The 12697-nt window shown below is 55.9% G+C and carries 10 protein-coding genes; 2 read left to right on the top strand and 8 right to left on the bottom strand.

Translation table 11 applies throughout. From position 1 onward, the window contains the following. Positions 1-24: 24 nt before the first annotated feature. The 4 genes from ACIGCM_RS02835 to ACIGCM_RS02820 form a co-directional block, all read right to left on the bottom strand. Positions 25-1281, bottom strand: a complete 1257-nt coding sequence (locus ACIGCM_RS02835) for an OprD family porin (protein WP_397500499.1) — start codon at positions 1279-1281, stop codon at positions 25-27. A gap of 159 nt (positions 1282-1440) precedes the next feature. Further along, complete coding sequence (locus ACIGCM_RS02830) at positions 1441-1638, bottom strand: hypothetical protein (RefSeq protein ID WP_397500498.1); 198 nt, start codon at positions 1636-1638, stop codon at positions 1441-1443. Positions 1639-1982: 344 nt separating this feature from the next. After that, positions 1983-3236, bottom strand: a complete 1254-nt coding sequence (locus tag ACIGCM_RS02825) for a ribonucleotide-diphosphate reductase subunit beta (RefSeq protein WP_397500497.1) — start codon at positions 3234-3236, stop codon at positions 1983-1985. A gap of 393 nt (positions 3237-3629) precedes the next feature. Next, a complete protein-coding gene (locus ACIGCM_RS02820) occupies positions 3630-6539 on the bottom strand; it encodes a ribonucleoside-diphosphate reductase subunit alpha (protein ID WP_397500496.1) in 2910 nt (969 codons plus the stop codon). Positions 6540-7397: 858 nt separating this feature from the next. On the opposite strand from ACIGCM_RS02820, the gene ACIGCM_RS02815 reads away from it, so the two are divergent. After that, positions 7398-8111, top strand: coding sequence for a winged helix-turn-helix domain-containing protein (locus ACIGCM_RS02815; protein WP_397500495.1), 714 nt, complete (start codon positions 7398-7400; stop codon positions 8109-8111). Continuing rightward, positions 8108-9697, top strand: coding sequence for an ATP-binding protein (locus tag ACIGCM_RS02810; RefSeq protein ID WP_397500494.1), 1590 nt, complete (start codon positions 8108-8110; stop codon positions 9695-9697). The genes ACIGCM_RS02815 and ACIGCM_RS02810 overlap by 4 nt, the downstream gene beginning before the upstream one ends. A gap of 31 nt (positions 9698-9728) precedes the next feature. On the opposite strand, the gene ACIGCM_RS02805 is transcribed toward ACIGCM_RS02810, so the two are convergent. The 4 genes from ACIGCM_RS02805 to minC all read right to left on the bottom strand — a co-directional run bounded on the left by ACIGCM_RS02805 (position 9729) and on the right by minC (position 12435). Further along, complete coding sequence (locus ACIGCM_RS02805; protein ID WP_397500493.1) at positions 9729-10364, bottom strand: RluA family pseudouridine synthase; 636 nt, start codon at positions 10362-10364, stop codon at positions 9729-9731. 150 nt (positions 10365-10514) lie between these two features. Then, on the bottom strand, positions 10515-10769 hold the full coding sequence (minE, locus tag ACIGCM_RS02800) for a cell division topological specificity factor MinE (RefSeq protein ID WP_087517611.1): 255 nt from the start codon (positions 10767-10769) through the stop codon (positions 10515-10517). Further along, positions 10766-11581, bottom strand: a complete 816-nt coding sequence (gene minD, locus ACIGCM_RS02795) for a septum site-determining protein MinD (RefSeq protein ID WP_010490370.1) — start codon at positions 11579-11581, stop codon at positions 10766-10768. The genes minE and minD overlap by 4 nt, the downstream gene beginning before the upstream one ends. A 101-nt stretch (positions 11582-11682) precedes the next feature. Then, the gene (gene minC / locus ACIGCM_RS02790; RefSeq protein WP_397500492.1) at positions 11683-12435 is read right to left on the bottom strand and encodes a septum site-determining protein MinC; all 753 of its coding nucleotides are present in this window, start codon (positions 12433-12435) and stop codon (positions 11683-11685) included. Positions 12436-12697 lie beyond the last annotated feature (262 nt).

The following is a 12697-nucleotide window of genomic DNA, read 5'->3' as shown; positions in this document are numbered from 1 at the left end:
GACTGGCCTGAGCCACGTGCTCTATCAGAGAAGTGGCAGGGTGTAGCTGAGGATCAGGCGATTTTCATCCACGTCGCTGGCAAAATTGGAACGCACCATCGCATTGCGCCAGCGCACGGAAAAGTTCTTCATCGCACCTTGTTGAAAAACATACTTGAGCTCGGTGTCACGCTCCCACTCTTTGCCATCCCCGGCTGTTGCGCCCAGGTCCACATTGTCGCCGTTGAGGTAGCGCATCATGAATTTCAGGCCGGGAATGCCTATGCCGGTGAAATCATAGTCGTAACGTGCTTGCCAGGAGGACTCGTCCTTGTTGGCAAAATCACTGATTTGCACATAGTTGACCAAGAATGGATCCGTTCCCCCGATATACGCAGCGCCGGTATCGCCGCTCATCTTTTGGTAGCCAAGGCCAACGCGGTGGCTAGCGAGGCTGTAGGAGACCATAGCGCCCAGGGCATTGTTGTCGACATTGCTGCGGCCATCATCGGTTGAGCGTGCATAGCGCAGGTCTACTTTCAGGCTTTGGTCTTCACCCAGTGGCAGCACTTGAACCAGGTTAAATGAGTTCTGTTTGTAGAGGTCTTCCAGGTTGGAATAGTAGTAGGCGGCCGTCAGGTTTTCGGTAACCCTGTAGTTGCCACCTAGAAAACCAAAAGCGTCACTGGCATTGTTGCCGCGAATAGTCACGCCACGCTTGCTGCTGGTATTTATGGTCAGGTCTTCGAAATCGTTCGAGTTACGATGATTGACCTGGCTCAGATAGCCGCCATCGATCAACAACCTCTCGAACTCCTTTGAGACCAATTGCCCGCCCCTGAACACCTGTGGCAGCAAGCGGCTGTCGCTTGAGCTAACTGCCATGTTCTTGAATTGCATGCTGCCCACACGCAAAGCAGACTTTGAAAACCGGGCCTTGGCCGCTACCGCAAGGTCAGAGGAATAGTCTTGCGAGCCGCCCGAGCGGTCAGGCACCAAAAGGTTGGTGCCTGAGGTGCCGCCGCCACTGTCAAGTTTGAAACCGAACATACCGATGGCATCCACCCCGACGCCCACCGGGCCTTCGGTGTAGCCCGAGTCCATGCGCAGGATAAAGCCTTGCGCCCACTCTTCGCGCTTGTTCTGGCTGGCACCTTCTTGACGAAAGTCGCGGTTGAAATAGTAGTTGCGGGCTTCAAGGGTGGCGCTGCTGTCTTTGAGAAACTCGGCGTGGGCTACTGGGCTGAGTGACAACCCAAGTATGCAGGCGGTCAAGGCCGGACTAAGGCAGGGTTTGTTCATCTTATTGTTCTCCATGTTTTAGCGGGTTGGTGCATCCTCCCTGTCGGTTTTATCGTCCGATGAGAACCAGGCAGGGATGGATTTTTAACAGCGCAATCCACGGCAGCTGTGGTGATTGCGTTATAAGTGTGGGGTGGCGTCAGCGGCGCATGCACAGCTTCAGGAATTCTGCAGGCGGGAGTGTGGGTAAAAAAACCGATATGCCGCGTCAGGCTGGCGTGCATCGCTGGCGGCTTGCCATTTCATGGCGAGTGCGAAGTCGGGGCGGTGGAAGTTTCTGATGCGCAGAAAGGCGAGCTTCGCCGCGAGCAAAAGGCCTTCTGCGAAGTGATTTGAATAGTTGCGCTGGGCGATCATAAACGGCCTCCTTGCCGGTTTTTTATAATTGTTTGAAGCACTCAGTGCGAGGACTCTAACGCACAGGTTCGAGACCCGGTATTCACTATTCTCGAACACCCTGTTCGGCGCAGATGAATTACAGCCATGCACAGGTGCGCGCAGATACCTAGCGGGCTAAAGTGGCAGGGGAATGCCATTACGTGGCGGCGGGGTCAGTCTTTGCGCAACACTGACTGCTGCTTTCCATGACCTTCCTGGATTTCAAAACGAAAAAAGGGCCGCCATTTGGCAGCCCTTTTTTGCTTGCGTTTCACCTTTAGCGCTCGATATCACGCTTCAGTGATCTTGAGCGGTGACCCGAATCAATCCCAGCTCAACGCACCGCCAGTTTGGTACTCAATCACGCGGGTCTCGAAGAAGTTTTTCTCTTTCTTCAAGTCCATGATTTCGCTCATCCATGGGAATGGGTTGGTGGTGCCTGGGTATTCTTCTTTCAGGCCGATCTGGGTCAGGCGGCGGTTGGCGATGAACTTGAGGTAGTCCTCCATCATGGCCGCGTTCATGCCCAGTACGCCGCGTGGCATGGTGTCACGTGCGTATTCGATCTCAAGCTGAGTGCCTTGCAGGATCATCTGCGTGGCTTCTTCTTTCATCTGCGCATCCCACAGGTGTGGGTTTTCGATTTTGATCTGGTTGATCACGTCGATACCGAAGTTCAGGTGCATCGACTCATCACGCAGGATGTATTGGAACTGTTCGGCAACGCCGGTCATCTTGTTGCGGCGGCCCATGGACAGGATCTGGGTGAAGCCGCAATAGAAGAAGATGCCTTCCAGTACGCAGTAGTAAGCGACCAGGTTACGCAGCAGTTCTTTGTCGGTCTCAACGGTGCCGGTTTCGAACTTCGGATCGGAGATCGAACGGGTGTACTTGAGGCCCCAGGAGGCTTTCTTCGCGACCGATGGAATCTCGTGGTACATGTTGAAGATTTCGCCTTCATCCATGGCCAGCGATTCGATGCAGTACTGGTAAGCGTGGGTGTGGATCGCCTCTTCGAATGCTTGGCGCAGGATGTACTGGCGGCACTCAGGGTTGGTGATCAAACGGTACACAGCCAGCACCAGGTTGTTGGCAACCAAGGAGTCAGCAGTGGAGAAGAAGCCGAGGTTGCGCATAACAATGCGGCGCTCGTCGTCGGTCAGGCCGTCGGTGCTTTTCCACAAGGCGATGTCGGCGTTCATGTTGACTTCTTGCGGCATCCAGTGGTTTGCGCAACCGTCCAGATACTTCTGCCAAGCCCAGTCGTACTTGAACGGTACGAGTTGGTTGAGGTCAGCGCGGCAGTTGATCATGCGCTTCTCGTCAACGGCAACACGCGCCGAGGTGCCTTCCAGCTCAGCCAGACCTTCTGCCACGTCGAGTTCGTCCAGCGCAGCCTTGGCGCGGGCGATTGCAGCGCTGTCATCGGCTGAAACAGCGCGGGCTTCTTCAGCCGCCGCGCCGCCAACTTGGTCGAGCTTGTCGATGTTCATGTCTGCCATTGCGGCGGCGTTGTTACCGGTAGCGGCTGCAGTTTCTGCGCCGTCTTCCTTTTCGAATTCGTCCCAGCTCAACATAGTCGGTTGGCTCCTTTCAGGTGGGTGGACACGCGACATTCAATTTCATTGAGTCCGGTAATCGCCAGCGCTAATGCGCTGACTCAACCCTGAACATCGTCGCGATGCTCTAAATTTGCCGTTAAAGCTAAAATCTCTAACGCTGTGTTTCTAACTAGCTGATAACCAAGCCTAGCAATCTTCCAGTGTTACTGCGTCGGGGCGCTTGACCTGAATCATCAGAACGCGCTCTTGCTCTTCACCAACAAACGCTTTGCTCGTTCTTCTACCAGTTGAATAGTCCAAGCTTATGCTCTAGCTCTTTTTTACCCAACGGCACATCAACACAAGCGTGGGGCAGAATCGGTCGGCAACAACGCGGATGCCGCTCAGCATCGCGCGTCACCTATTACCTTACTGACAGGCTTCGCAGTCTGGTTCGTCGATGGCACAGGCCTTTGGCACTGGCGCTGGACCGGCCGACATCTCGACTTCCGGAGCCGCCTTGCTTGGCGCTGCGCTCAGGCCATCATTACCACCGCTCGATACCGCATTGAGCTTGCTGGTGCTGACGGTCGATTTCTCGGTGCTGGTCGCGGCCAGGGCACGGAGGTAGTAAGTGGTTTTCAGACCACGGTACCAGGCCATGCGGTAGGTCACGTCGAGCTTCTTGCCCGATGCGCCAGCGATGTACAGGTTCAGCGACTGCGCCTGGTCGATCCACTTCTGGCGACGGCTTGCCGCGTCAACAATCCACTTGGTTTCAACTTCAAACGCGGTGGCGTAGAGCTCTTTGAGTTCTTGCGGGATGCGCTCGATCTGCTGCACGGAACCGTCGTAGTACTTCAGGTCGTTGATCATGACCGAGTCCCACAGGCCGCGTGCTTTAAGGTCGCGAACCAGGTATGGGTTGATCACGGTGAACTCGCCGGAGAGGTTCGATTTCACGTACAGGTTCTGATAAGTCGGTTCGATCGACTGCGATACGCCAGTGATGTTGGCGATGGTCGCGGTCGGTGCGATGGCCATGATGTTGGAGTTACGAATACCTTTTTGTACACGGGCGCGAACCGGTGCCCAGTCGAGGGATTCGTTCAGGTCTACATCAATGTACTTCTGCCCACGCTGCTCGATCAGGATCTGCTGGGAGTCGAGCGGCAGAATGCCTTTTGACCACAGCGAACCGTCGAATGTCTCGTAGCTGCCGCGCTCATCAGCGAGGTCACACGATGCCTGGATGGCGTAGTAGCTGACCGCTTCCATGGACTTGTCAGCGAACTCAATGGCCGCGTCGGAACCGTACGGAATGTGCTGCAGGTACAGCGCGTCCTGGAAGCCCATGATGCCCAAGCCAACTGGACGGTGCTTGAAGTTGGAGTTACGCGCCTGTGGCACCGAGTAGTAGTTGATGTCGATAACGTTATCGAGCATGCGTACAGCGGTGTTGACGGTTTTTTCCAGTTTAGCGGTGTCCAGCTTGCCGTTGACGATGTGGTTCGGCAGGTTGATCGAGCCCAAGTTACAAACAGCGATCTCGTCCTTGTTGGTGTTCAAGGTGATTTCGGTGCACAGGTTCGAGCTGTGAACCACGCCAACGTGCTGCTGTGGGCTACGCAGGTTGCATGGGTCTTTGAAGGTCAGCCATGGGTGGCCGGTTTCAAACAGCATGGACAGCATTTTGCGCCACAGGTCTTTGGCCTGAATGGTTTTGTGCAGTTTGATCTTGCCGTATTCGATCAGCGCTTCGTAGTACTCGTAGCGCTCTTCAAAGGCTTTACCGGTCAGGTCGTGCAGGTCCGGTACTTCGCTTGGCGAGAACAGGGTCCACTTGCCGTCGTCGAAGACGCGCTTCATGAACAGGTCAGGAATCCAATTGGCGGTGTTCATGTCGTGCGTACGGCGACGGTCATCACCGGTGTTCTTACGCAGTTCGATGAACTCTTCGATGTCCATGTGCCAAGTTTCAAGGTAGGCGCACACGGCCCCTTTACGCTTGCCACCCTGGTTTACGGCAACTGCAGTGTCGTTGACCACTTTGAGGAAGGGGACGACGCCCTGAGATTTACCGTTGGTGCCTTTAATATAGGCGCCGAGCGAGCGAACTGGGGTCCAGTCGTTGCCCAGACCACCGGCGAATTTCGACAGCATGGCGTTGTCGTGGATCGCGTGGTAGATGCCCGACAGGTCATCCGGCACTGTGGTCAGGTAGCACGAAGACAGTTGCGGACGCAGGGTGCCGGCGTTGAACAGGGTCGGTGTGGAGCTCATGTAGTCGAACGACGACAGCAAGTTGTAGAACTCGATGGCGCGGTCTTCTTTTTGCTGCTCTTCCATCGCCAGGCCCATGGCCACGCGCATGAAGAACACCTGCGGCAGTTCGAAACGGATACCGTCTTTGTGGATGAAGTAGCGGTCGTACAGAGTCTGCAGGCCGAGGTAGGTGAACTGACCGTCGCGCTCGTGGTTGATCGCCTTGCCAAGCTTCTCAAGGTCGAAGTCTTGCAGCTTAGGGTCGAGCAGGTCGAACTGCACACCTTTGGCGATGTAAGCAGGCAGTGCCTTGGCGTACAGGTCAGCCATCTCATGGTGGGTGGCGCTGGTGGCAACTTCGAGGAAGGTCAGGCCTTCTGCGCGAATGTTGTCCATCAACAGGCGAGCGGTTACGTAGGTGTAGTTCGGCTCACGCTCTACCAAGGTCCGCGCGGTCATCACCAACGCAGTATTCACGTCGCTCTGAGCAACGCCGTCGTAGAGGTTTTTCAAGGTTTCTTTCTGAATCACTGCGCCGTCAACTTCAGCCAGACCTTCGCAAGCTTCGGTGATGATGGTGTTCAGTCGGCCCATGTCCAGTGGCGCAACGCTGCCATCGGCGTGGGTCACTCGGATGCTTGGGTGCGGCTCGGCAATGCCGTTGCTGACTTCACGCTTACGCTCTTGCGAGCGCGACTCACGGTAGATCACGTAGTCACGGGCAACTTTCTGTTCGCCGGCACGCATCAGAGCCAGTTCAACCTGGTCCTGAATTTCTTCAATATGAATGGTGCCGCCCGAAGGCATGCGACGCTTGAAGGTGGTGGTGACCTGTTCGGTCAGGCGGGCAACGGTTTCATGGATACGTGACGAGGCGGCAGCGGTGCCACCTTCAACTGCGAGAAACGCCTTGGTGATGGCAACGGTGATCTTGTCATCGGTATACGGCACAACAGTGCCGTTACGCTTGATCACGCGCAACTGACCTGGGGCGGTAGCCGCCAGATCTTGAGTGGCGTCAGAAGCCTGCGGCGCTTTTGCCGGCTGGTTCTCGCGATTGATGTCGGTATGCATGGATGTCTCCGTGTTCTGTATTTATGTAGACAGGCATTTACAGTTAATTACTGCAACGTACCGATCGTTCATTCCATTTCAACAACGCCATGCGTTGAGCACAGATGCTGCGCGCATGGGGGCTTGCAAAACAGGGCAGGGAAGGTACGACTGATAAATGCCTTCCTAGCGTTTTAAGTCTTGTGCCAGCTTGTGGTTGGCGATACTAGATGTAGTGGTCAGCTTGATTCGACTTTGCACGGCGGTCACCCTGGATACGCTCTTCTGACGTTATTCACACTGTGACCGGCCTGTACTGCTCTGAAACAAGGTTTAACAGCATTAAGTTGCACTTTTTCAGTTCAAGGACTGGATCTTTTAGGTGCAAATATGCTTGGTTGTTAATGGCTCAAAACCCAATATGTAGGTGTTTCGCGCGAGTGAGATACAAGATAGTGCGGTCTTTGGGGGATGGCAAGCTAACAACTTGGGTCAGCCTGTGGATAAAGCTGTGGGTTAACGTGGGGTAGTTTTCGCAAAGCCCCGAGTTTGCTGGGATTTGCCCCGTTGCACCGTTCGTCGTTGTGGAAGATGTTTTTTTTAGTCCCTGACGCCAAGTTTTTAGTCAATCACATAAACACAATATGTAGGGTTTTTATTGCAAGAGTTGGAGCGCTTTATGCAGGTGCGGCGGCGCACTTTACGCGACGCCATAAGCGCTGTGAACTGTATGTTGTGAATGCACAGTCTTTAATCGTCTGGCGTGCGCTGTTGGTAATGGGCACTATGCAATCTTGGGTTGCGCAGTAACGTCCGTGTAGGTGCAGATTGCACGCGCTTGGATCAATGCTGCGAGTCGATAGCACTTAGGAGAAAGCAGTGGAGCAAGTGTCGCCGCGGGTGTTGATTGTTGAGGATGATCAGCGCCTGGCAGAGTTAACTCGCGATTACCTGTTGGGCAACGGCTTACAGGCTGAAATTGAGTCAGATGGTGGGCAGGCTGCTGAGCGGATCATTCGTGAGCAGCCTGACATTGTAGTTCTCGATCTGATGCTGCCGGGCGCAAGTGGTCTGGAAATATGCAGCAAGGTGCGCGCGCACTACGCTGGACCAATCCTGATGCTGACCGCTCGTACCGATGACACCGACCATGTGCTTGGACTTGAAACCGGTGCCGATGATTATGTCTGTAAACCGGTGCGGCCACGCTTATTGCTCGCCCGCATCCACGCACTGCTCAGGCGCTTGCAGCCGCTGGCGCCGACCCAGTCGCGGCGTTTGCAGTTTGGGCCGCTGGTGGTCGATAACAGTTTGCGTGAAGCCTGGCTGGCCAATGAGCCAATAGAGCTGACCGGTGCTGAGTTTGATTTGCTCTGGCTGTTAACCGCAAACGCAGGGCGGATCCTTTCGCGAGAAGAGATTTTTACCGCCTTGCGCGGCATTGAGTACGACGGCCAGGACCGTTCGATTGATGTGCGTATCTCACGTATTCGACCCAAAATCGGTGACGACCCGGAACACCCGCGCTTGATCAAGACCGTGCGCAGTAAAGGTTATCTGTTTGTGGCCGAGGCGGCTGTCGAGCGCGGATGAACTCAATTTTCCTACGCATATACGGCGGCATGTTGGCTGTATTGGTGCTGGTCGGTCTGCTCGGCGTTGGCACCTTGCACGTGGTCAACGAGGTGCGTGGCGATCAATACCGTGAGGATTTGGCGCGCGGCACGTTTAATTTGATGGCCGATAACCTGCAACCGATGATTGATGTCGAGCGGCGTCGCGCCATCGCCACTTGGTCGCGGCTATTGGGCATACCGCTGCACATTGTCTCGGTCGCCAACTCCAAGCTCGACAGCACAGCGCGCAGTCGTGTGTTGCGTGGTCAGGTGGTGGTCAAGCTGGTTGGCCCTCACGCTGTACAGGTCACCACCTTAGTCAGTGAGTCGCAGCAACTGTTGCTGGTCGGTAAGGTGCGCCAGATCAGCGAGCAACTGGCGCGGGCGACTATTTACCTGCTGATTGATGAATTGGTGCGCTTCCCCGTTGACGAGCAACCCAAACGCTTGGCTGATATTAAACAGAGCAAGCAGTTTGGTTTTGACTTGCGCCTGATACGAATTGAAGACGCCAACCTTGATGCGGATCAGCGTCGGCGCATTGATGAGAGCGACACGGTGATGGCCTTGGGCAAGGGCGGTGACACCATTCATGTGTTCTCCGGGATTGTTGATACGCCATGGGTGCTGGAAATCGGTCCGTTGTATCAACTCAATCCGTATCCGCCGCAATTGTTGGTGTTAATCGCCATGCTTGGGCTGAGTTTGATCGGCGTCACTGTGTATTTTCTGTTGCGACCGCTGGAACGGCGTCTGCGTGGCCTGGAGGATGCCGCCAGCTTGATTGCCAGTGGCAAGTTGGATGCCCGGGTTGCGGGGCACGGTGCCGACTCAGTCGGCCGGCTGGCGTCGGCCTTCAATGATATGGCTGAACATTTACAGCGCTCGTTGGGGATACAGCGCGAGATGGTTCGCGCTGTATCCCATGAGTTACGCACGCCATTGGCGCGCTTGCGCTTTGGTCTGGAGATGGTTGAAGACGCCGGTAATGAGCAGGATCGCCAGCGTTACCTTGAGGGCATGGACAGCGATATCCACGATCTCGACAAGCTGGTTGACGAGATGCTGACCTATGCGCGATTGGAGCAGGGTGCGCCAGCGATCAATTTCCAGCCGGTTGATCTGCAGCGACTCATCGAGCAGGTCGCCGAGGAGTTGGCGCCGTTGCGAGCGGATGTGCTGATTGAATGTGGGCCTTCAAGCGGGGAGCAAAGTGCTCTGGTCGAGGCTGAGCCGCGCTATTTGCACCGGGCATTGCAGAACTTGGTGAGTAATGCCCTGCGTCATGCGGAGTCCCGGGTGCGTATCCGCTATCAGGTTGACGCTCAGCGCTGTCAGCTGGATGTGGAGGATGACGGGCCAGGTGTGCCGGAGCCGGAGTGGGAGCGAATTTTCACCCCATTCCTGCGCCTGGATGACAGCCGTACCCGCGCCTCGGGTGGGCACGGCCTGGGTCTGTCGATTGTGCGGCGAATCATCTATTGGCACGGCGGTCGCTCGCAGCTTGGCCATAGCGAGGCATTGGGCGGTGCGCATTTCAGCCTGGTCTGGCCGCGTCGTTAGCCGTAAGCGGAGCGGGGTATTACGGGTGCTGCTAGAAGGGTGCAGGGCACTCGAACCGCATCCGCTCACCTGTCTGCGGGTGAGTCAAGGTGAGCATCGTGGCATGCAGGCATAGGCGCGGATACGCTGCCAGTGCTTGTTCGTGGGCATAGAGGCCATCACCCAGCAGAGGGTGGCCAATTGACAGCATGTGCACGCGCAATTGGTGTGAGCGACCGGTAATGGGTGTCAGCTCAACCCGACAATAATCACCACAGCGCTGCGTCACTTGCCAGAAGGTCAGCGCATGCTTGCCTTGCTCGTGGTCAACCACATGGCGCGGTTTGGTAGGTGGGTCGTAGCGCAGGGGTAGATCGATGCTGCCGCTGTCGAGTTCCGGCTGGCCCCAGCACAGCGCCGTGTAGGCTTTCTCGGTTTCGCGGTCATGAAATTGGCGTGACAGCTCACGGTGGCTGTCGGCATCGCGAGCCAAGACGATGATGCCTGAAGTCTCCCAGTCCAGTCGGTGGACGATGCGCGCTTCAGGATAACCGTTTTCTTGCAGGCGAGTGACCAGGCAATCCTTGTTATCTTCGGCGCGACCTGGCACCGAGAGCAGCAGGGTTGGCTTGTTGATCACCAGCAGTGCTGCGTCTTGGTGGAGAATTTCAATCTGACTGAGTGGCATGGGACTTCTAGCGTAGGGGCAGGGGCGAACGCTCATCTTACCAGCCTGGCCTGTGAGTATGGGGTTGGCCAGCTTTATTCAATGCGCAGATAAGCAAAATGGCGGCTCAAGGGCCGCCATCTTGTGGGGTGTAACCTGTGGCCGAATCGATTAACGCTCGGGCAGGGTGATGTTGAGCTCCAGAATCGAGCAGCTACCCTGATTTTCCAGCGCGACCTGAACATGGTCTGAGTCGATGTTGACGTACTTGCGAATCACATCAACCAGTTCTTGTTGCAGGGCTGGAAGGTAGTCCGGCTGGCTGCGCTGGCCACGTTCGTGGGCGACGATGATTTGCAGGCGCTCTTTCGCGATCGAAGCAGTTGTTCCTTTTTTACGCTCACGAAAGAAGTCAAAAATGTTCATTCACGGCCTCCAAATAGACGTTGCAAGAATCCCTTCTTCTGAACATCAAGGAAGCGATGTTCAACGGTTTTGCCAAGCAAGCGATCAACGGCATCGCTGTACGCCTGGCCGGCATCGCTCTGGTCATCGAGGATTACTGGGACGCCTTGGTTGGACGCTTTGAGCACAGCCTGTGACTCAGGAATCACACCAATAAGGCGGATAGCGAGGATTTCTTCGACGTCTTCAACGCCAAGCATCTCGCCTTTAACCACGCGCTCTGGGTTGTAGCGGGTCAGCAGCAGGTGTTCCTTGATGGGCTCATCACCGTTCTCGGCGCGGCGCGATTTGCTCGAAAGCAGGCCGAGCATGCGGTCGGAGTCGCGCACCGAGGACACTTCTGGGTTGGTCACGACAATCGCCTCATCGGCGAAGTACATGGCCAGGTGAGCACCTTTTTCGATGCCAGCAGGGGAGTCGCAGACCACGTATTCGAAGTTTTCAGACAGCTCTTTGATGACTTTTTCGACACCTTCGAGGGTCAGTGCATCTTTGTCACGGGTCTGGCTGGCTGCCAGCACGTACAGATTTTCCAGGCGCTTGTCTTTGATAAGTGCCTGAGTCAGTGTGGCTTCGCCGTTGACGACGTTAACGAAGTCGTACACCACGCGGCGTTCGCAGCCCATGATCAGGTCAAGGTTGCGCAGGCCAACGTCAAAATCGACGATGACGGTTTTGTGCCCGCGCAGAGCGAGGCCGGTACCGATGGCGGCGCTAGTGGTAGTTTTGCCTACGCCACCCTTGCCGGAAGTAACTACGAGGATCTTGGCCAAGGTGATTCACCCCAAAATGTGAAATAAAAGCGGGAATCGTTCTGCCTCGTGAGGCGTCCGGATGCCCTTATATGTGTCCTGGAAATTGGCGGCAGTATCCGTTAAAGACGGGTGATGTTCAACTCATCCCCAGACAAGCTGACATGAACCCCTTTACCCCACAACGGGTCGCGCCGTAGATCTTCAGACACCTTGTAATGGCCAGCAATCGAGAGCAGCTCTGCGCCCAGTTGTTGGCAGAATATACGCGCTTTGAGATTGCCCTTGATTCCTGCAAGGGCGCGCCCGCGCATAGGTGCGTAAACATGGATGTTGCCATCGGCGAGAAGTTCCGCCCCGGCGCTGACCGGTGCTAAAACCAATAAGTCCGAGCCTTGAGCGTAGACTTGTTGGCCGCCACGTACAGGGCTGGTGACAACTTTAGTCGGTTTATGCTCGGGCTCTGCAGGTTTTTGCGGTTTTTCAGGTTTTTTCTCGACGGGCGCGGGTGCCGGGGCTGGATCAATCGGGCGTTCGCGTGCTCCAGAGGGCGGTAGCACCGGTAAATCCAGAGCGTTAGCGGCGGCGATATGCGCTTCACTGCTGGCGCGCACGGCTAAGGTGCGTAATCCATGCTTGCGGCATACGGCAATCAACGCGCTCAGGTCGAGATTGGCATCGGTGGCGGGCAGTTTGTCCACCGCCAGAACCAAGGGGGTGTTGCTGAAGAAGTTAGGTGCTTGGGCAACTTTGGCGGCCAGTTGTTGATCAAGCAGCACGCTGTCGTTGCGCGACAACTCCATCACGGTGATGGCCAGCATGCTGCCCTTTAGTTGGAAGACTGGAACTTGGTCGAGTAGGTCAGCTTGACTCATGGTGTGCCTGGAACGCCTTTTCGGTTGAACTGCGCGCGACTGGGTTAGCTGCTCACGCGCAATGACAGAAGCAGTGGGACTTATAGCGAGAACGCCGCTGAGCCGCAAGCGACTGGATACTTTTCGTTGCGCAGTATACGGGGTGCGCGCCTACAGCTGTGATCTCGGGCGACTATATATCAGCTCGCCGCCGCTCAGCAGTGCTCCCCAACGGGTTTTAAAACTGCGGGTAAATCCTCGCACACCGGCATAGACAACAGGC

The sequence above is a fragment of the Pseudomonas sp. NPDC078700 genome (genome assembly GCF_044542375.1).
Lineage (GTDB): Bacteria > Pseudomonadota > Gammaproteobacteria > Pseudomonadales > Pseudomonadaceae > Aquipseudomonas.
The sequence above is the reverse complement of the archived record's forward strand: the minus strand, read 5'-3'. Positions and strand labels throughout refer to the sequence as shown.

Coding starts and splice junctions, on each gene's coding strand:
- ACIGCM_RS02835 (WP_397500499.1), bottom strand. CDS start 1,281: ATGAACAAACCCTGCCTTAGTCCGGCCTTGACCGCCTGCATACTTGGG.
- ACIGCM_RS02830 (WP_397500498.1), bottom strand. CDS start 1,638: ATGATCGCCCAGCGCAACTATTCAAATCACTTCGCAGAAGGCCTTTTG.
- ACIGCM_RS02825 (WP_397500497.1), bottom strand. CDS start 3,236: ATGTTGAGCTGGGACGAATTCGAAAAGGAAGACGGCGCAGAAACTGCA.
- ACIGCM_RS02820 (WP_397500496.1), bottom strand. CDS start 6,539: ATGCATACCGACATCAATCGCGAGAACCAGCCGGCAAAAGCGCCGCAG.
- ACIGCM_RS02810 (WP_397500494.1), top strand. CDS start 8,108: ATGAACTCAATTTTCCTACGCATATACGGCGGCATGTTGGCTGTATTG.
- ACIGCM_RS02805 (WP_397500493.1), bottom strand. CDS start 10,364: ATGCCACTCAGTCAGATTGAAATTCTCCACCAAGACGCAGCACTGCTG.
- minE (WP_087517611.1), bottom strand. CDS start 10,769: ATGAACATTTTTGACTTCTTTCGTGAGCGTAAAAAAGGAACAACTGCT.
- minC (WP_397500492.1), bottom strand. CDS start 12,435: ATGAGTCAAGCTGACCTACTCGACCAAGTTCCAGTCTTCCAACTAAAG.